Origin of the sequence: Bosea sp. AS-1 (genome assembly GCF_002220095.1) — a bacterium.
Classification (GTDB): Bacteria; Pseudomonadota; Alphaproteobacteria; order Rhizobiales; family Beijerinckiaceae; genus Allobosea.
In genome coordinates this window covers 5,333,612-5,356,853 of the sequence record NZ_CP022372.1, presented here as the reverse complement: position 1 = coordinate 5,356,853, position 23,242 = coordinate 5,333,612, and the positions used below count along the sequence as shown (strand labels likewise).

General features: G+C 66.3%; 22 protein-coding genes. 11 read left to right on the top strand and 11 right to left on the bottom strand.

Features of this window, described 5'->3' with window-relative positions; all coding sequences use genetic code 11:
- Positions 1–9: 9 nt before the first annotated feature.
- Positions 10–1,665, bottom strand: a complete 1,656-nt coding sequence (locus CE453_RS27415) for a hypothetical protein (RefSeq protein ID WP_089177475.1) — start codon at positions 1,663–1,665, stop codon at positions 10–12.
- Between the two features lie 134 nt (positions 1,666–1,799).
- Entirely contained in the window at positions 1,800–2,978 is a 1,179-nt protein-coding gene (locus CE453_RS27410) for a fumarylacetoacetate hydrolase family protein (protein ID WP_089177474.1), read from the bottom strand.
- A 204-nt stretch (positions 2,979–3,182) separates the two neighbouring features.
- Here CE453_RS27410 and ugpB point away from each other — a divergent pair, with 204 nt between their 5' ends.
- From ugpB to CE453_RS27385, 5 genes are all read left to right on the top strand, one after another.
- A complete protein-coding gene (gene ugpB, locus CE453_RS27405; RefSeq protein ID WP_472841011.1) occupies positions 3,183–4,502 on the top strand; it encodes a sn-glycerol-3-phosphate ABC transporter substrate-binding protein UgpB in 1,320 nt (439 codons plus the stop codon).
- Positions 4,503–4,572: 70 nt separating this feature from the next.
- The gene (gene ugpA, locus CE453_RS27400; RefSeq protein WP_089177473.1) at positions 4,573–5,454 is read left to right on the top strand and encodes a sn-glycerol-3-phosphate ABC transporter permease UgpA; all 882 of its coding nucleotides are present in this window, start codon (positions 4,573–4,575) and stop codon (positions 5,452–5,454) included.
- Positions 5,454–6,200 carry a creatininase family protein gene (locus CE453_RS27395; protein WP_089177472.1) on the top strand — a complete coding sequence of 249 codons (747 nt, stop codon included), beginning with the start codon at positions 5,454–5,456 and terminating at the stop codon, positions 6,198–6,200. The genes ugpA and CE453_RS27395 overlap by 1 nt, the downstream gene beginning before the upstream one ends.
- Complete coding sequence (ugpE, locus tag CE453_RS27390) at positions 6,200–7,048, top strand: sn-glycerol-3-phosphate ABC transporter permease UgpE (protein ID WP_089177471.1); 849 nt, start codon at positions 6,200–6,202, stop codon at positions 7,046–7,048. Before CE453_RS27395 ends, ugpE begins: the two co-directional genes overlap by 1 nt.
- A gap of 7 nt (positions 7,049–7,055) precedes the next feature.
- Positions 7,056–8,135 carry a sn-glycerol-3-phosphate import ATP-binding protein UgpC gene (locus CE453_RS27385; protein ID WP_089177470.1) on the top strand — a complete coding sequence of 360 codons (1,080 nt, stop codon included), beginning with the start codon at positions 7,056–7,058 and terminating at the stop codon, positions 8,133–8,135.
- A gap of 3 nt (positions 8,136–8,138) precedes the next feature.
- On the opposite strand, the gene hemW is transcribed toward CE453_RS27385, so the two are convergent.
- From hemW to rph, 3 genes are read right to left on the bottom strand one after another with little or no spacing between them, the layout of a single operon-like run.
- A complete protein-coding gene (gene hemW / locus CE453_RS27380; RefSeq protein ID WP_248307895.1) occupies positions 8,139–9,338 on the bottom strand; it encodes a radical SAM family heme chaperone HemW in 1,200 nt (399 codons plus the stop codon).
- Entirely contained in the window at positions 9,335–9,982 is a 648-nt protein-coding gene (rdgB, locus tag CE453_RS27375) for an RdgB/HAM1 family non-canonical purine NTP pyrophosphatase (protein WP_089177469.1), read from the bottom strand. The genes hemW and rdgB overlap by 4 nt, the downstream gene beginning before the upstream one ends.
- 2 nt (positions 9,983–9,984) lie before the next feature.
- Positions 9,985–10,701, bottom strand: coding sequence for a ribonuclease PH (gene rph / locus CE453_RS27370; protein ID WP_089177468.1), 717 nt, complete (start codon positions 10,699–10,701; stop codon positions 9,985–9,987).
- Positions 10,702–10,845: 144 nt separating this feature from the next.
- Between rph and hrcA the strand changes: the two genes are divergently transcribed.
- Both hrcA and CE453_RS27360 read left to right on the top strand, forming a co-directional pair.
- Complete coding sequence (gene hrcA / locus CE453_RS27365; protein WP_089177467.1) at positions 10,846–11,931, top strand: heat-inducible transcriptional repressor HrcA; 1,086 nt, start codon at positions 10,846–10,848, stop codon at positions 11,929–11,931.
- Positions 11,932–12,015: 84 nt separating this feature from the next.
- Positions 12,016–12,267 (top strand): DUF3297 family protein, encoded by a 252-nt coding sequence (locus CE453_RS27360; RefSeq protein WP_089177466.1) that lies wholly within the window; start codon positions 12,016–12,018, stop codon positions 12,265–12,267.
- 12 nt (positions 12,268–12,279) lie between these two features.
- Here the strand turns inward: CE453_RS27360 and CE453_RS27355 are convergent, their stop codons facing one another.
- Positions 12,280–12,828 (bottom strand): GNAT family N-acetyltransferase, encoded by a 549-nt coding sequence (locus tag CE453_RS27355; protein WP_089177465.1) that lies wholly within the window; start codon positions 12,826–12,828, stop codon positions 12,280–12,282.
- A complete protein-coding gene (locus tag CE453_RS27350) occupies positions 12,825–13,424 on the bottom strand; it encodes a helix-turn-helix domain-containing protein (RefSeq protein WP_089177464.1) in 600 nt (199 codons plus the stop codon). The genes CE453_RS27355 and CE453_RS27350 overlap by 4 nt, the downstream gene beginning before the upstream one ends.
- 136 nt (positions 13,425–13,560) lie before the next feature.
- Here CE453_RS27350 and lepA point away from each other — a divergent pair, with 136 nt between their 5' ends.
- Positions 13,561–15,366: a translation elongation factor 4 gene (lepA, locus tag CE453_RS27345; protein ID WP_089177463.1), complete on the top strand. Its 1,806-nt coding sequence runs from the start codon at positions 13,561–13,563 to the stop codon at positions 15,364–15,366.
- Positions 15,367–15,392: 26 nt separating this feature from the next.
- On the opposite strand, the gene CE453_RS27340 is transcribed toward lepA, so the two are convergent.
- The gene (locus CE453_RS27340) at positions 15,393–15,728 is read right to left on the bottom strand and encodes a GIY-YIG nuclease family protein (RefSeq protein ID WP_089178179.1); all 336 of its coding nucleotides are present in this window, start codon (positions 15,726–15,728) and stop codon (positions 15,393–15,395) included.
- Positions 15,729–15,887: 159 nt separating this feature from the next.
- Here CE453_RS27340 and CE453_RS27335 point away from each other — a divergent pair, with 159 nt between their 5' ends.
- Complete coding sequence (locus CE453_RS27335; RefSeq protein ID WP_089178178.1) at positions 15,888–16,658, top strand: SDR family NAD(P)-dependent oxidoreductase; 771 nt, start codon at positions 15,888–15,890, stop codon at positions 16,656–16,658.
- A gap of 15 nt (positions 16,659–16,673) precedes the next feature.
- Here CE453_RS27335 and CE453_RS27330 read toward each other — a convergent pair whose 3' ends face one another.
- Both CE453_RS27330 and CE453_RS27325 read right to left on the bottom strand, forming a co-directional pair.
- Positions 16,674–18,281, bottom strand: coding sequence for an FMN-binding glutamate synthase family protein (locus CE453_RS27330; protein ID WP_089177462.1), 1,608 nt, complete (start codon positions 18,279–18,281; stop codon positions 16,674–16,676).
- A 133-nt stretch (positions 18,282–18,414) separates the two neighbouring features.
- A complete protein-coding gene (locus CE453_RS27325; protein WP_089177461.1) occupies positions 18,415–20,301 on the bottom strand; it encodes a TRAP transporter large permease in 1,887 nt (628 codons plus the stop codon).
- Positions 20,302–20,490: 189 nt separating this feature from the next.
- Between CE453_RS27325 and CE453_RS27320 the strand changes: the two genes are divergently transcribed.
- Positions 20,491–20,955, top strand: a complete 465-nt coding sequence (locus CE453_RS27320; protein WP_089177460.1) for an MmcB family DNA repair protein — start codon at positions 20,491–20,493, stop codon at positions 20,953–20,955.
- On the opposite strand, the gene CE453_RS27315 is transcribed toward CE453_RS27320, so the two are convergent.
- Positions 20,950–21,915: a LysR family transcriptional regulator gene (locus CE453_RS27315; protein WP_089177459.1), complete on the bottom strand. Its 966-nt coding sequence runs from the start codon at positions 21,913–21,915 to the stop codon at positions 20,950–20,952. The genes CE453_RS27320 and CE453_RS27315 overlap by 6 nt on opposite strands.
- A 97-nt stretch (positions 21,916–22,012) precedes the next feature.
- Here CE453_RS27315 and CE453_RS27310 point away from each other — a divergent pair, with 97 nt between their 5' ends.
- On the top strand, positions 22,013–23,182 hold the full coding sequence (locus tag CE453_RS27310) for an MFS transporter (RefSeq protein WP_089177458.1): 1,170 nt from the start codon (positions 22,013–22,015) through the stop codon (positions 23,180–23,182).
- Positions 23,183–23,242: the final 60 nt, after the last annotated feature.

Here is a 23,242-nt window from a genome sequence, read left to right as displayed (position 1 = left end):
GATCGACGCCTACTTCCGCAGATACATGTCCCAGCAGGGCGCGAGCGCGATGCGTTCGCGCCCTTCGAGCGCGCCTGCGAAATGCTGGATGATGGCCTCACGTGCGGTCGTCAGCGGGCATTTCGGTGCGAGGATGGCATCGACCTGTCGTAGCTGCGCCAGCGTATCCGGCTCGAGGGCCGGTGTGCTGCGGCCAGGATCGACGCCGACCGGCACGGAATGCGACGGGGCGCGCGCGAGCAGCAGGTTCATCGGGGCGACGAAATCGAGCGTGAAGAGACCGTTGAGTTCGCGCTTGTTCGCTTTTTCCCAGTTGCGGAGCGCCGTGATGCCCTGCTGGACCTCCAGCATCCAGGTCGCCTGGTAGTCGATCTCCGAATAGAGGATGTAGGACGGTAGCAGGTCGCGCCGGATGAGGTCGCGATAGCTGTCGGGGAAGGCGGCATAGTGCTCCAGCATCGCAGCCGCGCGCACCGCGATCTCCGGTTTCACGCTGACGCGGCCGAGCGGCCCGAGATCGGGCACGTCGAGCCCGACATAGCCGGGAGCACTCATCACTGCGCGCGCACCCCGTTCCATGCAGATCACGGCCGAGGGCAGGGCGGTCGCGAGGATCAGCACGAGGATCGCCGGACGCAAGCCGTCTTGTTTCCGCTGCCACCAGACCATCAGCAGTGGCAGCAGGATCGGCCACAGTCCGATGAATTCGAGCGAGCCGGTGTTCTGCGTCTCGAAGAAGGCGAGTGCGATGAACCCGACGATCATCCAGCCCAGCGGTGCGTCGGCGAGGCTGCGCCAGTCGGCGAGCGTCCTTGGCGGCCCGGCGCGCCAGGCGATGAACGCGAGCAGGCCGATCAGGGCGAGCGCCGGGCCGATGACGTTGAACTTGACCGAGGCGACGGTGAGGAAGCGGGGCAGCAACGTGCCGGTGTTGAGGCCGAGCAGCGTCAGGATGTCGGCGAGATAGGCCGAGGTCAGCCCGGTCGCGATTTCCAGCACGCCGAGCGCGGCGATCACCGCCACGGCCGCTGCTGCGCCGTCCCGCAGGCGCATCCGCCCGCTGAGCATCGCATAGCCGACCAGCAACGTGCCGGCGACGGCGCCCGTGACCTTGGTCAGGAACAGCGCCAGCATCAGCACGGCCACGAGCGCGATCTGCAGGCCACGCCGTTGCGCGAAGAGCAGGGTCGCGATCAGCAGATAGAGCAGCAGCGCGACATGGCGGTTGTAAAAGCCGTAGCCGTCGAAGCCCGGCGACGGATAGAGCGAGTGCAGATTGATCGGCAGGGCCGCAAACAGCAGGAACGGCAAGACGAGCGCGAGCGCCTGCGGCCGCGAGCGTCGCGCGACATGGCCGGCCAGCGCTGCCAGCACCGGCAGCATGATCGGCAGCAGCGCCCAGTTGATCAGCAGCATCGGCTGGGCCTGCGGGAACAGGTTGTTCAGGCCAGCGGTCAGGTAGAAGCCGAGCGGCCCGACGGGCACGAAGAAATCGATGCTCGGCACCTGCCCGAGATCGATCCGCCAGGCGGCGTCGAGATAGACGACCGTGTCCCAGGCGTTCGGCCCGAGCGGTAGGCGCAGCGGCAGGATCAGGGCAAGGGCTGCCAACGCCGCGAAGGCCGCGATCCATGCGCCGGGAGACAGCAGCAGTCTTGCGGCCATGTGACCGCTCCGTGTCGGGGAATCTCTCCCGATCTCGCTCATCGCCACGCCGAACCCTCCTGGTTCGGCGTGGCCTATGCCAGAAAATCCTTACCAGCAGCCTGACGTCACCGCCGAAACTGCCGAGGGATGCCTTACAGCAGACCGCGCTTCGCCAGATGGCGCATCAGATGCGAGGCGCCATAGGTCCAGGGCTCGCATTCATCCGTGCGCTTCATCCGGTTGACCAGGCTGCCGAGCTCGGGCGCCGCGATGGTGACGATGTCTCCGTATTTGTGGGTGAAGCCGCCGCCCGGCGCGTCGCGATCCTTGATCGGCGCGAACATGGTGCCGAGATAGAGCGCCGCCCCGTCCGGATACTGGTGATGCGGGCCGATCATCTGCGCGGCGAGGTCGGCCGGGTCGCGGCTGATCTTGGCGATCGAGGAGGAGCCTTCCAGCCGGAAGCCGTCCTCGCCCTCCACCGTCAGCGTCACGGTGGTCCGGCGGATATCGTCGAGCGTGAAGCTGCCGTCGAACAAGCGGATGAAGGGCCCTACGGTGGCTGCCGCGTTGTTGTCCTTGGCCTTGCCGAGCAGAAGCGCCGAGCGGCCCTCGACGTCGCGCAGATTGACGTCGTTGCCGAGCGTCGCGCCGACGATCGCGCCGGTCGAAGCCACGATCAGCACGATCTCCGGCTCCGGGTTGTTCCAGCTCGAGGCCGGATGCAGCCCGGCATCGGCACCGCTGCCGACCGTCGACATCGCCGGCGCCTTGGTGAAGATCTCCGCATCGGGCCCGATCCCGACCTCGAGATACTGGCTCCAGGCGCCTTGCTTGATCAGCACCTCCTTGAGGTGCATCGCCTCGGCCGAGCCGGGCTTGAGCTTGGAGAGGTCGTCGCCGATGAGCTTGCCGATTTCGCTCCGGATCGTCGCGGCCGCGGCCGGGTTGCCGCGCGCCTTCTCCTCGATCACGCGCTCCAGCATCGAGACCGCGAAGGTGACGCCGGCCGCCTTCACTGCCTGCAGGTCGAGCGGCGAGAGCAGCCAGGGCTTGGTGCGATCGCGCCCGTCGACGGGGGTGTTGGCCAGCACATCGGCGAGGGAGCCGATGGCTTCACCCTCGACGGCGCGCAGGGCCTTGGCCGGATCGGTCGATTCGCAGAGGTCGCGGCTCGTCGGAAAATGCGCGGTGACGTCGATCACCTGCCCGTCGCGCACGGTGACGATCGCCGGGCCGCCGTGATCGGGGCGCCAGACGCGGCCGGCCAGCACGGCAGCACCGGCATCCTGCGGCAGGGCCGCGGTAACGGAAAGGGTAAAATCAGGCATGGCATTGTCCAGAAACGAGATCGTCGAGGAGGCGAGAACAGCCGCTTATGCGCAAATGCGCAAGCCGGTCCACGACCATAGGCGGATTGCGGGACCTGTCATCGATTTGTCATTGAAATGTCGCCCGGGCTTCATGCTAGCTTGCGCTTCAACGACAAGAACCGCGGCGGAGTCCGCCCGCGGAAGGGAGATCAGTCGATGACCATGAAATCGCGTATTTTGATGTCGGTCGCCGCGTTTGCGCTTGCGGGTGCTTCGCCGGCTTTGGCCCAGACAGAGATTCAGTGGTGGCATGCGCTGACCGGCGCGAACAACGACGTCGTCGTCAAGCTGGCCGAGGACTTCAATGCCTCGCAGAAGGACTACAAGGTCGTCCCGGTCTACAAGGGCTCCTATCCCGACGCGCTGAACGCCGGCATCGCCGCCTTCCGCGCCGGCCAGGCGCCGCACATCCTGCAGGTCTTCGAGGTCGGCACCGGCACGATGATGTCGGCCAAGGGCGCGATCAAGCCGGTCTACGAGATGATGAAGGAAGCCGGCGAGAAGTTCGATCCGAACGCCTACCTCCCGGCGATCACCGGCTACTACTCGACGGCGAAGGGCGACATGCTCTCCTTCCCCTTCAACTCCTCGTCGATGGTGATGTGGTACAACAAGGACGCCTTCAAGAAGGCGGGTCTCGATCCGGCCAAGCCGCCGAAGACCTGGCCGGAGGTGTTCGAGGACGCCAAGAAGCTGAAGGCGGCCGGCTATGACAAGTGCGGCTTCTCGAACGCCTGGGCGACCTGGGCCAACATCGAGCAGTTCGGCGCCTGGCACAACATTCCGCTCTCGACCAAGGTCAACGGCATGGCCGGCTTCGACGCCGTCATGAACTTCAACAAGAGCCCGGTCTTCCTCAAGCACTGGACCAATCTGGTCAACCTGCAGAAGGACAAGACCTACGATTACTCCGGTCGCACCAACAATGGCGAAGGCCGCTTCACCTCCGGCGAATGCCCGATCTTCCTGACCTCCTCGGGCTTCTTCGGCAACGTCAAGGCCAACGCCAAGTTCGATTGGGGCAATGCGCCGATGCCGTATTACCCGGATGTGCAGGGCGCACCGCAGAACTCGATCATCGGCGGCGCTTCGCTGTGGGTGATGGGTGGTAAGTCGGCGAACGAGTACAAGGGCGTCGCCAAGTTCTTCACTTTCCTGTCCGATGTCGATCGCCAGGTGAAGCTGCACACCGAGTCGGGCTATCTGCCGATCACCAAGGCCGCCTATGAGAAGGTGAAGGCCTCGGGCTTCTACAAGGACAAGCCCTATCTCGAGACGCCGATCCTCGAGCTGACCAATAAGACGCCGACGGACAACTCGAAGGGCCTGCGCTATGGCAGCCTCGTCCAGATCCGCGACATCTGGTCGGAGGAGCTGGAGGCGGCGCTGAACGGCCAGAAGTCGCCGCAGGCGGCGCTTGACGCGGCCGTGGAGCGCGGCAACCAGATGCTGCGCCAGTTCGAACGCACCGCGGCGCGCTGAGCGACACTTGCATCCATAAGGCCATCCCGGACAAATACGTCCGGGATGGCCCTGTCTTTCAAGGAAGCCGATGCAGAAGAACGCCTACTTCAAGGGCCTGACGATCCCCTTCCTGCTGCTGCTGCCGCAGCTTGCGATCACCGTCGTGTTCTTCTACTGGCCGGCGAGCCAGGCGGTCTGGCAGAGCTTCCTGCTGCAGGACGCCTTCGGCACCTCGACCGAGTTCGTCTGGTTCGAGAACTATCAGGCGCTCTTCGCCGATCCGGGCTATCTGAAGGCCTTCATCAACACGGCCGTCTTCTCGACCTTCGTCTGCATCTTCTCGCTGTCGATCGCCCTGCTCTTCGCCGTCATGGCTGACCGGCAGATCCGCGGCGCCGAAATCTACAAGACCCTGCTGATCTGGCCTTATGCGGTGGCGCCCGCCATCGCCGGCGTGCTCTGGCTCTTCATGTTCGATCCTTCGCTCGGCATGCTGGCGCGTGGCCTGCAATCCCTCGGCATCGGCTGGAACCCGCGCCTCAATGGCAACCACGCCATGCTGCTCGTCATCCTGGCCGCGACCTGGAAGCAGATCAGCTACAATTTCCTGTTCTTCCTTGCCGGTTTGCAGTCGATCCCGAAAAGCGTCATCGAGGCGGCCGTCATCGACGGGGCCCGGCCGATGCGGCGCTTCTGGACCATCGTCTTCCCGCTGCTCTCGCCGACGACCTTCTTCCTGCTCGTGGTCAACATCGTCTACGTCTTCTTCGACACCTTCGGCATCATCGACGCGGTGACCGGCGGCGGCCCCTCGGGGGCGACCGAGACGCTGGTCTACAAGGTCTTCTCCGACGGCAAGGGCGGCTCGGACCTCGGCGGCTCGGCGGCGCAGTCGGTCGTGCTGCTGATCATGGTGATCGCGCTGACCGCGATCCAGTTCCGCTTCATCGAGCGCAAGGTAAGCTACTGATGGCCTCGGTGCTCTGGCAGGATCTGACCGCCGAGGAACTGCGGGACAAGGCGGCTAAGGACGCGATCGTCGTGCTGCCCGTCGCCTCGATCGAGCAACATGGGCCGCACCTCCCGGTCGGCGTCGACACGGTGCTGTGCAGCGGCGTCTGCAAGGCGGCGGCCGAGCGCGCGAGCGATGTCGAGCTCGTCGTCGCGCCGACTTTGTGGTGCGGCATGGCCGAGCATCACATGGCGTTCGGCGGTACCTTCACCTTCGATATCCCGACCTATCGCGCCGTTCTGCTCGCCTTTCTGAAAAGCATCGAGCGCCACGGTTTTCATCGGGTGCTGATCGTCAACGGCCATGGCGGCAACATCGCCGCGCTGACGGCTTTCCTGCCGGATTTCGCCCGCGAGACGCGGCTGCACGTCGAGGCGACGACCTATTTCATGCTGGCCGAGGCTGCGCTTGGCCCGCTGCTGGAGGACCAGCAGGGCGTCCAGCACGCCTGCGAGGTCGAGACTTCGATGATGATGGTTCTGGCGCCGGGTTCGGTGCGCGAGCCGCGCCTGTCGGAAGCGTTCGGTGCGCTGGACCGTGCGCCCGGCCCGCAGGTCGTGTCCCGCCACCGCTCCTTCCGCGACATGACGGAGACGGGCGTTGTCGGCGATGCGCGCCGCGCGAGCGTCGAGAAGGGACGCGCCTGCCTCGATGCCTGCGCCGAAGCGCTGGCCGGGCTCCTGCGCGAGATGGGGAGGGCCTGATGGTCGAGGACCGCCGCCTGGGCGACGCGATCGCCTATGTCATCCTGACGATCGGCGTGCTGATCGTCGCCTTTCCGGTGTGGCTGACCTTCGTCGCCTCGACCTGGGACGCAGCCACCGTGATCAACGGCCAGATGCCGCTCTATCCCGGCCCGTATTTCTTCGAGAACTACAACCGCATCCTGTTCGTCGGCACCTCGAGCACCACGCGCGAGCCGGTGATCCACATGATGCTGAACTCCTTCATCATGGCGATGGCGATCGCGCTCGGGAAGATTTTCATCTCGGTGCTCTCGGCTTATGCCGTGGTCTATTACCGCTTCCCGTTCCGGATGACCGCCTTCTGGATCATCTTCATCACGCTGATGCTCCCGGTCGAGGTCCGCATCTTTCCGACCTTCAAGATCGTCTCCGACCTCAGGATGCTCGACACCTATCAGGGCCTCGCCATCCCGCTGATCGCTTCCGCGACCGGCACGCTGCTGTTCCGGCAGTTCTTCATGACGATCCCGGATGAATTGCTCGAAGCCTCGAAGATCGACGGCGCCGGTCCGTTCAAATTCTTCAAGGACACGCTGATCCCGCTCTCGATGACGACGATCGCGGCGCTCTTCGTGATCCAGTTCATCTATGGCTGGAACCAGTATCTCTGGCCGCTGCTCGTGACGACGAAGGACTCGATGCAGACCATCGTCATCGCCATCAAGAAAATGATCGTCACCGCCGACGCCTTGACCGAATGGCAGCTCGCCATGGCCACCGCCATGCTGGCGATGTTGCCGCCGGTCTTCGTCGTCATCGCCATGCAGAGGCTCTTCGTGAAGGGCCTGGTCGAAACCGAGAAGTAGTCCGCGAATGGCTCAGGTCACCCTCACCAACGTCAAGAAGGTCTATGCCGGCGGCGTCGAGGCCGTGAAGGGCGTCTCCTTCGACATTCCCGACGGCGGCTTCTGCGTGCTCGTCGGCCCGTCCGGCTGCGGCAAGTCCACGCTGCTGCGCATGGTCGCCGGGCTGGAGACGATCTCCTCCGGCGATGTCGCGATCGGCGAACGCGTGGTCAACCAGGTCGAGCCGGCGGACCGCGACATCGCCATGGTGTTTCAGAACTATGCGCTCTACCCGCATATGAACATCTACGACAACATGGCCTACGGTCTGCGCAACCGCGGCACGCCGAAGGACGAGATCGACAAGCGGGTGAAGGAGGCGGCCCGCATCCTTGCCATCGAGCCCTATCTGGAGCGCCGGCCGCGCCAGCTCTCGGGCGGCCAGCGTCAGCGCGTCGCCATGGGCCGCGCCATCGTGCGCAAGCCGCAGGTCTTCCTCTTCGACGAGCCGCTCTCCAACCTCGACGCCAAGCTGCGCGTCCAGATGCGCGTCGAGATCAAGAAGCTGCAGCGCTCGCTCGGCGTCACCGCGATCTACGTGACGCACGACCAGGTCGAGGCGATGACGCTCTCCGACAAGCTCGTGGTGATGAATGCCGGTCAGGTCGAGCAGATAGGCCTGCCGGCCGATGTCTACCGCAAGCCGGCGAGCAAGTTCGTCGCGACTTTCATCGGCTCGCCGCCGATGAACATCCTGCCCGGCGTCGTCGACGGCCATGGCATCGTCGCGCTCGGCGACACGGTTCTGCAGGCGCACGATCTGCGCGACGACCTGCCGGCGCAGACGCCGGTCGAGGTCGGTTTGCGGCCCGAGGATGTCGAGATTGTCTCCGACGACGATGCCGGCTCGCTGCCTTTCGATGTCGAATTCATCGAAGAGCTTGGCGCGACCCAGCTCTTCCACGGCAAGCTCGCGGGTCAGCCCTTCGTCATGCAGGCGGCGACCGGCGATGTCGCCGCGCAGGAGGGCCGGCTCTGGATCACGGTCGATCCCGACAAGGTCCATGTCTTTGACCCGAAGACGGGGGTGAGGCTCGGGAAGGACTGAGCCTCAGGCCGCGAGATCGGCCACCAACGCGTCGAGCAGCAGCGCGCCGTCCGGCGTCGCCGCGAGGCGGCCGCCCTGCCGGTGCATCAAGAGCTTCTCGTCGATCAGGCTGGCGATGCGCTTGGCGTTGAGCTCGCGCCCGGCCAGCGCCTTGAATACGGCCGGATCGATGCCCTCGACGAGGCGAAGCCCCATCAGCAGGTATTCGTCGCCCTGGGCTTCTTCGCTCAGCCGCTCGTCCTCGACCAGTGCGTGACCTTCCGCCTCGACCCGTTCCAGCCAGACCTCCGGCCGCTTCTCGGTCGAATGCGCCATGCGGCCATCCGCCGTCACCAGCCGGCCATGGGCGCCGGGGCCGACGCCGGCATATTCGCCATAGTGCCAGTAGACGAGGTTGTGCCGGCACTCGGCGCCGGGGCGCGCATGGTTCGAGATCTCGTAGACCGGCAGGCCGTGCTTCGCCGTCACCTCTTGCGTCGTCTCGTAGAGCGCCGCACCCGCATCGTGATCGGGAATCGCCAGCTTGCCAGCGCGGAACAGCCGCTCGAAGGCGGTGCCGGGCTCGATGGTGAGCTGGTAGAGCGAGAGATGCTCGGCCGCATGGCTGATCGCCAGCTCCAGCTCGGCGCGCCACAAGGCGGGCGTCTGCAAGGGCGAGCGGGCATAGATCAAGTCGAAGGAATAACGCTCGAAATATTGCCGCGCGATCGCGACGGCCGCGAGCGCCTCCTCGGCGGAGTGCATCCGGCCGAGCGCCTTGAGGTCGGCATCGTTCAGGGCCTGCACGCCAAGCGAGACGCGGTTGACGCCGGCCGCGCGGAAATCGCGGAACCGCCCGGCCTCGACGCTGGTCGGATTGGCCTCCAGCGTCACCTCGCAGTTCGGGTCGACAGCCCAATGCTCGCCGATCGCGTCGAGGATCGCGCCGACGGTGCGTCCCTCCATCAGCGAGGGCGTGCCGCCGCCGAAGAAGATCGAGGAGACGGTTCGCCCCGGCACCAGCGCTGCCCGATGCGCGATCTCGCGGCGGAAGGCGGCGATGTAGCGCTGCTGGTCGGGCGGTTGCAGCCGGACATGGCTGTTGAAGTCGCAATAGGGGCATTTCGCCAGGCAGAACGGCCAATGCACATAGACGGCGAAGCCTGCATCCGCGGTCGGATGCAGGAGCGAGGGCCGCGCAGTGAGGGCGGCCGGATTGCTCACGCCGGCTTCCTCAGGCAAGCGGCGGCGAGCGCATGGAAGGCGCGGGCGCGATGCGACAGGCCCGGCGAGCCATCGGCCGGAATGCCGTGCTTTTCCTCCGCGCTCATCTCGCCGAAGGTCTTGGCGTGGCCGTCCGGCAGGAAGATCGGGTCGTAACCGAAGCCGCTCGCGCCCCTAACCTGTTCGGTGATGGTGCCGAAGACACGGCCCTCGAACAGCTCCTGATGTCCGTCCGGCCAGGCGATCACCAGCGCCGAGACGAAATGCGCCTTGCGCTGCGCGGGCTTGAGCGCTCCGCGCTTGGCGAGTTCGATCTGCACGCGCGCGATCGCGGGGGCGAAATCCTTGCCCGGTCCGGCCCAATTGGCGGAGAACAGGCCGGGCGCGCCATCGAGCGCGTCGATGCAGACACCGGAATCGTCGGAGAGCGCCGGCAGCCCGCTCGCCTTGGTCGCGGCGACCGCCTTGATCGCGGCGTTCTCGGAGAACATGTAGCCATCCTCGACCGGCTCCGGCAGGCCGAGTTCGCCGGCCGAGACCAGTGCGATGCCATAGGGCGCCAGCAGCTCGCGCATTTCGCGCAGCTTGCCCGGGTTATGGGTCGCGATCACGACCTTACCGGTGAGGAGGCGATGCTCGCTCATCGTCAGGCCACCGCCGCCTTCTGCAGCGCGACGAGCTTGGAAACACCGTCCTTGGCGAGCTTCAGCAGCGACAGGAGTTCTTCTTCCGAGAACGGTGCGCCCTCGGCGGTGCCCTGCACCTCGACGAGCCCGCCCGAACCGGTGATGACGAAATTCGCGTCGGTCTGCGCGCCGGAATCCTCGACATAGTCGAGGTCGATCACGGGCTGGCCCGCGACGATGCCGCAGGATACGGCCGCGACATGGTCCTTCAGCGGGTTGGTGCCCTTGAGCAGGTTGCGGCCTTCCATCCACCTCAGCGCGTCGTGCAGCGCGACCCAGGCGCCGGTGATCGACGCCGTGCGGGTGCCGCCATCGGCTTGCAGCACGTCGCAATCGACGACGATCTGGCGCTCGCCGATCGCGGTCAGGTCCACCACCGCTCGGAGCGAGCGGCCGACGAGACGCTGGATCTCCTGCGTACGGCCGGAGGGCTTGCCGGAGGTGACCTCACGGCGGGTCCGCTCGTGGGTCGCGCGGGGCAGCATCGAGTATTCGGCCGTGACCCAGCCCTTGCCGGTGCCGCGCAGCCAGGCCGGGCCCTTCTCCTCGACGCTCGCGGCGCAGAGCACCTTCGTCTCGCCGAAGGTCACCATGCAGGAGCCTTCGGCATAGCGCACCACGCCGCGTTCGAGCGTGACCTTGCGCATCTCGTCGGCGGCGCGTTTGGAGGGTCGCATGAAACTGGTCCTGTCTGTCGGGAAGAGGCGGCTTGTAGGCCCTCGCAAGTCGCCGGGCAAGGCGCTGCGCCATGTGGCCCTCTTGATCCACGCGCGCGGCATGACGACAATAGGACAGTTGCGCGGTTTTCGCAGCCGAGGTTCATGAGCGCCCATACCCCCCGCCCCGAGACGATGAGTGGCCTGGTCGAGACCGACCAGCGCTCGCGCGAGATCTTTCGCCAGATCGTCGACGGCTATCTGACGACCGGCGAGCCGGTCGGCTCGCGCAACATCGCACGCCTGCTGCCGATGGCGCTTTCGCCGGCGACGGTGCGCAACGTCATGACCGATCTGGAGCTCGCCGGGCTGATCTACGCGCCGCATACCTCGGCCGGGCGCCTGCCCACCGAGCGGGGCCTGCGCTTCTTCGTCGATGCGATGATGGAGGTCGGCAACCTGACTTCCGAGGAGCGCACCCGCATCGAGGCGCAAATTCGTGCCGGAGCCGGTCATCGCAATCTCGATCAGACGCTGACCGAGGCTTCCACGCTGCTCTCCGGCCTGTCGCGCGGCGCCGGCGTCGTCGTCACGACCAAGGCCGACCCACGGCTGAAGCATATCGAATTCGTCCGCCTCGACCCCGCTCGCGCGCTTGTCGTGCTGGTGGCGGAGGATGGTACGGTCGAGAACCGCCTGCTCGCCTTGCCGCCCGGCCTGCCGGCCTCGGCGCTGAGCGAGGCGGCGAACTTTCTCAACGCCCGCATTCTCGGCAAGACGCTGGGCGATTTGCGAGGCGAGATCGCGACGCAGCGCGCCCAGATGGAGCGCGAGCTCGACGCCCTGACCGCCCGGCTCGTCGAAAGCGGCATCGCCACCTCGTCGGGGCCGAGCAGCGACCGCCACCTCATCGTGCGGGGCCAGGCCAATCTGCTCGACGATCTCAAGGCGCAGGAAGACCTCGAGCGCATCCGCCTGCTCTTCGGCGATCTCGAGACGCAGACCGATGTGATCGACCTGCTCTCCCGCGCCGAGGAGGGCGACGGTGTGCGCATCTTCATCGGCTCTGAGAACAAGCTGTTCTCGATGTCGGGGTCCTCGATGGTGGCGGCGCCCTTCCGCGACGCCGACCAGCGCATCGTCGGCGTCGTCGGCATCATCGGCCCGACGCGCCTGAACTATGCCCGCATCGTCCCGATGGTCGATTACACCGCCAAGGTCGTCGGCCGCCTGCTGGACGGCAGCCGCTAGCCTGCGTGGCGCCCCGAGTTGGCTTTGCCGGCGGAAGCGGCTATCGAGCGGGCAAAGACATTCCTTCACACCCAGGCCAGACCCATGTCCGACCAGCTTCCCGACCGCCTTTCCGTCAATCCGGACAGCCCGTTCTATGACGCCGAAGTGCTGGCGCGTGACATCGGTATCCGCTTCAAGGGCGTTGAGAAGACCAATGTCGAGGAATATTGCGTCTCGGAGGGCTGGGTGAAGGTCGCAGCCGGCGCCGCCAAGGACCGCTTCGGCCGGCAGATGACCATTACGCTCAAGGGCCCGGTCGAGCCCTACATCCGCGGCGAAGCCCAGGAAGGCTGAGACCCTGCCGGCTCACGCTGGCCTGAGGTCCTTGTAGAAGAAGGTCGAGCCGCAGGCGGCGCCGTCCGGCATCAGCGCGAAGCGCGGGATGGTGCCGACCTCGGTCCAGCCCAGCCGATTGTAGAGGCGGCGCGCCGTGCCGTTCTCGTCCGTATCGAGCACCAGCAGGTCTCGACCCTTCTCCCGCGCGGCCAATTCGGCCCGGCGCATCAACGCCTCGCCGATGCCCTGCCGGCGCGCGCGAGAATGCACCAGCACTTTCGCGATTTCGGCCCGGTGCGGCTGGTTCGGCTTCCCGATCAGGTGAAGCTGGGCCGTGCCGACGATCCCGCCGGCATGGCGCGCTGTGAACAGGACGATCTGCCCGCATCCGACGCCGGCCGCCACATCGCGCCAGAAGCGTTCGTAATCGTCTGCGGTGTTCCGGTCCATGAAGCCAACCGAGGCGCCGTTGGCGACGCAGTCGCGCAGGATCTCGGCCAGCGCCGGTATCGCGGCTTCCGTGGCGGAGGCGTCGAGAACATCGATGGCGATGTCGGTGGTGGCGGCGAGAACGTTCATGCGGCATGTCCCGGAAATGCACCGCTGCCCGCGGCGAGGATGACGGCGTAGCGGACCGGCTCGCTGCCCGGATTGCGGTAGATGATCGGGCCGCGCAGATGCATCTGCAGGCAGTCGCCCTCGGCGAGGTCGTGGCGCGTGCCATCGACGGTGAGATCAAGCCGGCCGCCGAGCACCCAGATCTGCTGGTCGAGGGCCGGAGCGCCGGTCGCGCTGTCGAGATGGACTTCTGCGCCTGCCGGCAACTCCACCTCGACGATCTCGAAACCGGAGCCGGTGCCGCGCGGGGAGACGTTGCGGCGCAAATAGCCGCTCGCCGGATCGCGCCAGACCGGCTGCTGCGCGTGTCGTGCCAACGGGCCCGTGCCCATATCCTCTTCCAGCAATGCCGAGAGCGAAAGTCCGAGTCCGGAGCCGAGCCGGACCAGCACCGTCGCCGTCGGGCTCGATTCACCGCGCTCGATCCGCGAGATCATCGCGCGACTGACACTCGTGCGCCGGGCCAGCTCGTCCAGCGTCAGAGCATGGCGCTGGCGGGCCGCCTTGAGACGCTCGCCGAGGCGGCGGTCGATATCGATATCGTCCTCGAACTCCATGGCGAGAGAATAATTCTTATATATTGGAAATGGCAAGTCGAATGATCGGCCTTGAGAGCCGGCATCTCATCGATCTGATCACGCGCGGAAAGGCCAGCCGCTTGGCGGCAGGCGGCTTCACTGCTATGGCGCGCGCATGAGCACCCGCACCATCGCCAATATCCGCAACTTCTCGATCGTTGCCCATATCGACCACGGCAAGTCGACGCTGGCCGATCGCCTGATCCAGCAGACCGGCACGGTCGCCGCGCGCGACATGAGCGAGCAGATCCTCGACTCGATGGATATCGAGAAGGAACGCGGTATCACCATCAAGGCGCAGACGGTGCGGCTCGATTATCTGGCGAAGGATGGCAAGACCTACATCCTGAACCTGATGGACACGCCCGGTCACGTCGACTTCGCCTATGAGGTCTCGCGCTCGCTCGCGGCTTGCGAGGGCTCGCTCCTGGTGGTCGACGCCTCGCAGGGCGTCGAGGCGCAGACGCTCGCCAACGTCTATCAGGCGCTCGATGCCAACCACGAGATCGTCACGGTCCTCAACAAGATCGACCTGCCCGCCGCCGAGCCGGAGCGCATCAAGGAGCAGATCGAGGACGTGATCGGGCTCGACGCTTCCGACGCGGTGCCAATCTCGGCCAAGACCGGCCTCAATATCGAGGGCGTACTGGAGGCGATCGTCGAAAAATTGCCGCCGCCGAAGGGCGATCCGGAGGCGCCGCTCAAGGCGATGCTGGTCGATAGCTGGTACGATACCTATCTCGGCGTCGTCGTGCTCGTGCGCATCATCGACGGCGTGCTCAAGAAGAACATGACCATCCGCATGATGCGCGCCAACGCCTCCTATGGCGTCGACCGCGTCGGTGTGTTCAAGCCCAAGATGCAGGAAGTGAAGGAACTCGGCCCCGGCGAGGTCGGCTTCTTCACCGCCTCGATCAAGGAGGTGGCCGACACCGCCGTCGGCGACACCATCACCGACGAGAAGAAGCCCGTCGCCGAGCCGCTGCCGGGCTTCAAGCCGGTCCAGCCGGTGGTGTTCTGCGGCATCTTCCCGGTCGACGCCGCCGATTTCGAGGATCTGCGCGGCGCCATGGCGAAGCTGCGCCTGAACGATGCCTCGTTCTCCTATGAAATGGAGACCTCGGCCGCGCTCGGCTTCGGCTTCCGCTGCGGCTTCCTCGGGCTGCTGCATCTGGAGATCATCCAGGAGCGGCTCGAGCGCGAGTTCAACCTCAACCTGATCTCGACGGCGCCTTCGGTCGTCTATCGCCTGCGCCTGCGGGACGGGAACACGCTCGAACTGCACAACCCGGCCGACATGCCGGATGTGATGAAGATCGAGGCGATCGAGGAGCCCTGGATTCGCGCTACGATCTTCACACCGGACGAATATCTCGGCTCGGTGCTGAAGCTCTGCCAGGACCGTCGCGGCCTGCAGATCGACTTGGGCTATGTCGGCTCGCGTGCCAAGGTGGTCTATGACCTGCCGCTCAACGAGGTCGTGTTCGACTTCTACGACCGGCTGAAGTCGATCTCGAAGGGCTACGCCTCCTTCGACTACCAGATCACCGACTATCGTGAGGGCGACCTCGTGCGCATGTCGATCCTGGTCAATGCCGAGCCGGTCGACGCGCTCTCGATGCTGGTCCACCGTACCCGGGCGGAAGCGCGCGGCCGCGCCATGTGCGAGAAGCTCAAGGAGCTGATCCCGCCGCATATGTTCCAGATCCCGGTCCAGGCCGCGATCGGCGGCAAGATCATCGCCCGCGAGACCATCCGCGCGCTGCGCAAGGACGTGACCGCCAAGTGCTATGGCGGCGACGCCACCCGCAAGCGCAAGCTTCTGGAGAAGCAGAAGGAAGGCAAGAAGAAGATGCGGCAGTTCGGCAAGGTCGAAATCCCGCAGGAAGCCTTTATCGCCGCCCTCAAGATGGACGATTGAGGAGCTGCGGGCTCTCCGGCCTGAGTTCAGATCGCCTCGACGCCGAGCTTCTCTTGCCAGTGGCCGAGCCGTTCCTTGAGGACGCGGTCGCGGATATAGGCAAGGCTTTCCTCTTCCAGCCGCTCCAGCTCCTCCAGCCGGAACGCCTCCGCCCCATGCGCGTCCCAGGCCGCTTGCAGCCCGCGATGCGTGTGGCTGCGATGGCGCAGGGTGAAGCGCAGCCGATTCTCGATGCTGGCGAGATCGGTCGCGCGGCCGATCCAGCTTTGGCCGCTCGGCTCGCAGTGCAGCAGATAGATGCCTGCCACGGTCTTCCGTTCCTTGTAGGCGGCGACGGCCGCTCTCCGCTCTTCGGTTCGCATGATGTCCAACTGATCGGGTCGAGTCTGAAGATGCAATTATAATCCGGATAAAAATAATTCAAGTTTTTACCCGGGTTATTTTGAGCGGCCAGCATGATGGTGCCTTGCCGTTTCGACGCGACCCTTGATCCCGACCGCCTGCTGGCCGAATGTCCGCTGATGAGCGAAAGCGAACCGGTGCTTCTCTTCGGTGATCTGTCCGGCAAGACCGCGCTGGTGACCGGCGCCTCCGGCGGCCTCGGCCTTCATTTCGCACGGGTGCTGGCGCGCTACGGCGTTACCGTGACCCTGGCCGCCCGGCGCAAGGCGGCGCTCGACAGCGCCTGCGCGGAGATCAGCGACGCCGGCGGCAACGTTCAGGGTCTTGCTCTCGACGTCGCCGATGCGCGCTCGGTCAGGACCGCGCTGGAAGGCCACGCCTTCGATATCCTGATCAACAATGCCGGGATCAGCGGCGCTGCGCGTGCCGCGGATCTCTCCGAGGATGAATGGGATCGGGTCCTCGATACCAACCTCAAGGGCGTTTTTCTGGTGGCGCAGGCGGCGGCGCAGGGCATGCGCGCTTCGGGCCGAGGCGGCGCGATCGTCAACATCGCCTCGATCCTTGGCCATCGCGTCGCCGGTGGGGTCAGCGCCTATGCCGCCTCAAAGGCGGGCGTGATCCAGCTGACCAAGGCGCTGGCGCTGGAATGGGCTCGCGACGGCATTCGCGTCAACGCGCTCTGCCCGGGCTATATCGAGACCGACATCAACCGCGATTTCTTCGCGAGCGAGCCTGGCCAGCAGCTGATCCGCCGCATCCCGCAGCGGCGGCTGGGTCGGCCCGAGGAACTCGACGGGGCTCTGCTTCTGCTTGCGTCGGAGGCCGGCAGCTACATCACCGGCTCGACCATCGAGGTCGATGGCGGCCATCTGGTCTCGTCGCTCTAGAAGCGGCCGTGCGGGCTAGGCTGCGCGGTCGAAGCTGTCGGTGCGCGCGAGGTCCCAGTTGCGGCGGTAGAAGCTGTGCTGGCAACGGCCTTCCGCCAATTCGCTTGGCTCGAGGAAAACGTGAAGATCCGAGAACAGGCGGATCTCGGTCGTGCTGACACGGCGCACGAGGTGGTGCGGACCGAGGTCGGAAGGGTGGCTCAAGCCAGCCGCAGCCAGCATGTCGGCAAGGGCATGCACCGTATTGGCGTGGAAGCGGTGGACGCGCTGCGCCTTGTCCGGCACCACCAGCGCGCGTTGGCGCACCGCGTCCTGCGTGGCGACACCGGTGGGGCAGCGGTTTGTGTTGCAGGACAGCGACTGCACGCAGCCCAGCGCGAACATGAAGCCACGCGCCGCATTCGCCCAATCGGCGCCGATGGCGAGCACGCTCGCGATGTCGAAGGCGCTGACGATGCGACCGGCGGCGCCGATCTTGACCTTGTCGCGCAGGCCCGCGCCGGTCAGGACATTGTGGACGAAAAGCAGGCCTTCGCGCATCGGCAGGCCGATATGGTCGCTGAACTCGACCGGTGCCGCGCCCGTGCCGCCCTCGGCACCATCGACGACGATGAAGTCGGGCACCACGCCGCTTTCCAGCATCGCCTTGACGATGCCCATGAACTCCCAGGGATGGCCGAGGCAGAGCTTGAAGCCGACCGGCTTGCCGCCAGAGAGCTCGCGAAGCTGGGCGATGAAGCCCATCATTTCCAGAGGCGTCGAGAAGGCGCTGTGGCTCGGAGGAGAGATGCAGTCCTGCCCAACCGGTACGCCGCGCGTCGTCGCGATCTCCGGCGTCACCTTCGGCGCCGGCAGGATGCCGCCATGGCCGGGTTTGGCGCCCTGGCTGAGCTTGATCTCGATCATCTTGACCTGTGGCTCCTTCGCCTGCCGGGCGAAGCGTTCCGGGTCGAAGCGGCCCTGCTCGTCGCGGCAGCCGAAATAGCCGCTCGCGACCTCCCAGACGATGTCGCCGCCGCCTTCCCGGTGATAGGGGCTAATGCTGCCTTCACCGGTGTCATGGCTGAAATTGCCCATGCGGGCGCCTTTGTTGAGCGCCCGGATGGCGTTGGCCGAGAGCGAGCCGAAGCTCATCGCTGAGATGTTGAAGATCGAGGCGGAATAGGGCTGCGCGCACTGCTCGTTGCCGATGGTGATGCGGAAGCTTGCCGGATCCGAGACCGGCACCGGCCGGGTCGAATGGCCGATGAACTCGTAGCCGTCGCGATAGACGTCGAGCAATGTGCCGAAGGGGTGGTCGCCTGCGAGGTCCTTGGCGCGACGGTAGACCAGCGAGCGCTGCGAGCGCGAGAACGGAGCCGCTTCCTCGTCAGCCTCGAACAGGTACTGGCGCAGCTCCGGCCGGACGAGCTCGGCGAACCAGCGGATATGCCCGATCACCGGATAGTTGCGGCGGATCGAATGCTCCGGCTGGTTGAGATCCCACAGGCCGAGGAGCGAAAGCAGGACGGCGAGGATCGCCGGAAACCAGACCCAGCCATGGCGAAAGGCGAGGGGGACCAGGATCAGAGCCGCCAGGATGCACAGGACGAGTGTCGTGAAGCGGCTCAGGCGCAAAGTCATCGGGAAGCCTCAAGGCAAAGTCGAACGCTTCCAGTTTTAGAGCATGGCGAGGCTGGCGGTGCCAGATGCGGGTCGGCGCCGGCCATGGCTGTTCGCGCAGGCCGGCTCGATGCTCAGTCTGGCGACGGGTTCGTCAATTCCGGAGGAATCCGATGGAGAACCATGGGATGGCTGCGACGACGAGGAGGCCGATGAGGAGGGCGAGCATGTAGCCCCAGATGTATTTGAGGCCGTCGTCGGGGTTGATCTTGGAGATGGCGCAGGCGCCGTAATAGCCGACGCCGAAGGGCGGGGCGAAGAGGCCGATGCCCATGGCGAAGATGACGACCATGGCATAGTGGACCTCGTGGATGCCGACGGCCTTGGCGATCGGGAAGACGAGCGGGCCGAACAGCACCATGGCGGGGATGCCCTCGAGCACGCTGCCCAGCACGACGAAGGCGAGGATGGAGATGCCGAGGAAGCCCCAATGGCCGCCGGGCACCGAGGCCATCGCCTGGGCGAGGTCGCGCGAGAAGCCGGACTGGGTCAGGCCCCAGGCCATGGCGGTGGCGGCGCCGATGATGAAGATGATCGCGCCGGTCAGCGAGGCGGTCTCGACCAGCATCCTGGGCAGCCGGCGCCAGTCGAACTGGCGGTAGAGCAGGAGCCCGGCCAGCACCGCATAGGCGATGCCGATGGTGGAGACCTCGGTCGCGGTGGCGACGCCTTCCACCACCGCGGCGCGGATGACGAAGGGGAGTGCGATGGCCGGTGCGGCGATCAGCGCGAGCCTGACGATGACGCGCCTGGGCTGGCGCGCGACATGGCTGAGGTCCTCGCCGCGATAGCGCCACCAGACGACGAAGCAGAGCGCGACGCCGAGCACGACGGCGGGCAGCATGCCGCCGGTGAACAGGGCCGCAATCGAGACGCCGGTGACCGAGCCGATGGTGATCAGCACGATCGAGGGCGGGATCGTCTCGGTCTGGGCGCCGGTGGCGGAGAGCAGTGCCACCAGATCGCCCGGCTTGGCGCCGCGCGCGCGCATCTCGGGGAAGAGCACCGGGGCGATCGCGGCCATGTCGGCGACCTTGGAGCCGGAGATGCCGGAGACCAGGTACATCGCGCCGATCAGCACATAGGAGAGCCCGCCGCGGACATGGCCGAGCAGCGAGGCGAGGAACTGGATCATCGCCCTGGCCATGCCGGTCATCTCGATCAGGGCGCCGAGGAAGATGAACAGCGGCACGGCGAGCAGGATCAGGTGGCTCATGCCCTCGTCGAGGCGCCCGACCATGACCAGCATCGGGGTCGAGGTGGTGAGCGAGAGATAGCCGAAGGTGGCGAGCGCGAAGGAAAACGCGATCGGCACGCCGGAAAAGACGTTGAGCGCGACGACGCCGACGAAGAAGACCAGCAGGTTGAGCTTGCCGAGCGGCTTCAGCAGGGGCCCGGCGAGCCAGAACAGGGCGATCAGCACGGCGGTCAGGGCGGCGGCGACCAGCACCGGCTTCCAGGCGCCGAAGCGGATCAGGCGCAGGAATGCGACGACGAGCATCAGGCCGATGCCGACCGGCAGCGCCGCGGCGCGCCAGGCATTGGAGATCTCCAGCGCCGGGGTGACGATGAAGTTCTCCTCCTCGGCGTATTCCAGCGCATGCGGCAGGATCATCACCAGGAAGGCGATGGCGGCGGTGATCGCGAGCGCCTCGAGCAGGACCCGCGTCTGCGGCGAGACCCGCGTCACCAGCCCGGTCATGCGCATATGCTCGCCGCGCTGCAGGGCGAGCACCGCTCCCAGCATCGACAGCCACAGGAACAGGATCGAGGCCAGCTCGTCCGACCACACCAAAGGCGCATGAAACACATACCGCGCCGCAACCCCCGCCCCCAAAATCACAATCTCCGAGACAACAAGGACCGCGGCGACGAACGAGACAAGGAAGCCGAGGAAACGCTCGAGTCCGCCAGCAAGTCGGCCAAAGGCAGTCGCGGAAAGATCGGCCGGCGTGGCCAGGCTGGCGCCGTGAGCATCCATGGAGACGTTTCCGATTATCGTATTTTGAGTCCTTATAGGCTGGGGCACACCCCGGAGACTAGCCGTAACGTCGGGTTCTCCAGTTGCGCATGGACGCACCTCGCCGCGCTCGATCGCCCCGGCCAGATCGCTGCCTTACCGATAGCCATCGCGGGTTGATTTCTCTGAAACAAAGAGAGAACATAAGGCATGTCCCTTACCGATAGCGTCCTCAATCCACCGCCTGCTCGGCCGGATATCACCCGTGCCGTCTGCCGTGGCGCGAGCCGGCATCTGCGCGAGCGCGGCTATGCCGTCGTCAAGGAAATGACCTTCGCCAATGGCCGGCGGGGCGACATCGTCGCGCTGTCGCCTGCGGGCGAGCTCTGGGTGGTCGAGGTAAAGTCGGGGCTCGCCGATTATCGTGTCGACGGAAAATGGCCGGATTACCGCAACTATTGCGACGGGTTCCTCTTCGCCGTGGCGCCGGAATTCCCGCGCGAGATCCTGCCCGAGGATGTCGGCCTGATCGTCGCCGACGCCTATGGCGGGGAATTGCAGCGCGAGCCGCCGAAGCACCCGCTCGCGCCGGCCCGTCGCAAGATGCTGACCATTGCCTTCGCCAAGCTCGCAGCCGGGCGACTGGCGCTGCTCGAGGACCCGCCCGGCTTATGACGCCGCCGCGAGGGCCGGTTCGGCGGCTGGCCCGTCGCGGCGTGCCGCCATCGCGCCACGCAGATCGACCTCCGCCATCAGAAAATCGATGAAGGCACGCACGCGCGCCGGCAGCTTGCCGCCATGCCCGACATAGACGGCGTGGATCTCCTCGACGTCGCCCGGATTGAAGGGCTCCAGCACGGGTACGAGCCGCCCCACGGCGATGTCGGGGCCGATATGGAACAGGGCGAGCCGTGCCAGCCCCTGCCCGGCAAGCGCGAGTTCGCGCGCGCTCTCCCCGTCTCCGACCGTGGCTCGTCCATGTGCCGGGAGCTCGTGGCGCTGGCCATTGATCAGGAATGGCCAGCTGTCGCTGTGGCGGATGAAGTTGAAGGTCACGAGGTCATGTCCGGCGAGATCGTCCGGATGCTCCGGTGCCGGGCGGCGCTCCAGATAGGTCGGCGCGGCGACGATCGCCATCCGGCTTTCCCCGAGCTTGCGCGCCATGAGTTGGGAAGGTCGCATCGGCCCGACCCGGATCGCGACGTCCGCGCGCTCGTCCATCAGATCGATCACGGCGTCGCTCAAGGTGATGTCAAGCTGCACGCCGGGATGGGCAAGGGTGAAGCGTGGCACCAGCGGCAGCAGGTGGTGCCGGCCGAACGGCACGTTGGTGTTGACCCTGAGCCGCCCGCGCGGAATCTGGCACGCGGCGACCGCCCGTTCCGCCTCGTCGAGGTCGGCGAGCACGCGCAGGGTATGCGCATGGAAGGTCGTGCCTTCCTCGGTCAGCATGAACTTGCGCGTCGAGCGGACGATCAGGCGTACCCCGAGGCGCGCCTCCAGCCGCGCCACCAGCTTGCTGACCGCCGAGGGCGTCATCCTGAGGGCACGCGCAGCCGGCGAGAAGCCGCCGAGCGCAACGACGCGCGCGAACACTTCCATCTCGCCGGAGCGGTTGATCTCGGAGCGGGGCATCGTGAATTGATCTCACAAATGATGATCCGTCCGGCATACTAATTCACAGCCGCGTCAGCCGCTATCTCCGGGATCGATTTCGCATCCGGAGGCTTTCATGCCCATTGCCCTCTATGCCTTGACCGTCGGTGCCTTCGGCATCGGCGTCACCGAGTTCGTCATCATGGGCCTGCTGCTGCAGGTCTCGGGTGATCTCGGTGTCTCCATTCCGGTCGCCGGCCTGCTGATGACCGGCTATGCGCTCGGCGTCTTCGTCGGCGCACCCGTCCTGACCATCGCGACGCGCAACCTTCCGCGCAAGACGACGCTGCTCGTGCTGATGGCGATCTTCACCCTCGGCAATCTTGCCGCCGCATTGGCGCCGAGCTTCGCCTGGCTGATGACGGCGCGCATCGTCACCGCTCTGGCGCACGGCACCTTCTTCGGCGTCGGCTCGCTGGTGGCGACGAGCCTTGTCGCGCCCGAACGCAAGGCTTCCGCCATTGCGATCATGTTCACGGGCCTGACCCTCGCGACTTTGCTGGGCGTGCCCTTCGGCTCCTGGCTCGGCCTCGCCTTTGGCTGGCGCTCGACCTTCTGGGCCGTCACCGCCATCGGTATTGTCGCCTTACTGGTGCTGGCGACGCTGGTCCCGGCCGACAGGGCGCGCATCGCGCCCGCGCCGATTGCCGAGGAGCTCAAGGTTCTGGCTCGGCCTCAGGTCCAGCTCGGCCTGGTCATGACCGTGCTCGGCTTCGGCGGCATCTTCGCGATCTTCACCTTCATCCAGCCGATCCTCATCCAGCTCGCCGGCTTCAGCGAGGCGGCGGTCTCGCCGGTGCTGTTGGTCTTCGGCGCCGGCCTCGTCGTCGGCAACCTGCTCGGCGGCCGCTGGGCGGACCGCAGCCTCGCACCGGCGCTGATCGGCACCCTCGTGCTGATGACGGCGGCGATGTTCGTTTCGGGCTTCGCCTTCCACAGCCAGATCGGCGCCATCATCGCAGCATTCATGCTGGGTACAGCGGCCTTCGCCACGGTCGCGCCGCTGCAGATGTGGGTGCTCCAGCAGGCGGGCGGTGCAGGCCAGGGCCTGGCCTCCAGCCTGAACATTGCCGCCTTCAACCTCGGCAACGCGCTGGGCGCCTGGCTGGGCGGGTTCGTCATCACGCAGGGCCTTGGCCTGGCCGCCATCCCGCCGGTCGCCGCGCTGGTGCCACTCCTGGCGTTGGGTCTGGCGGCGTTCGCCGTGACGCTGGAGCGCCGGACGGTGCGGGCCGCCTGCGCCTGACTGGTCGCAACCTAACGGAAAAGCCCTGCCGGACGATCGGTCCGGCAGGGCTTTTGCTTG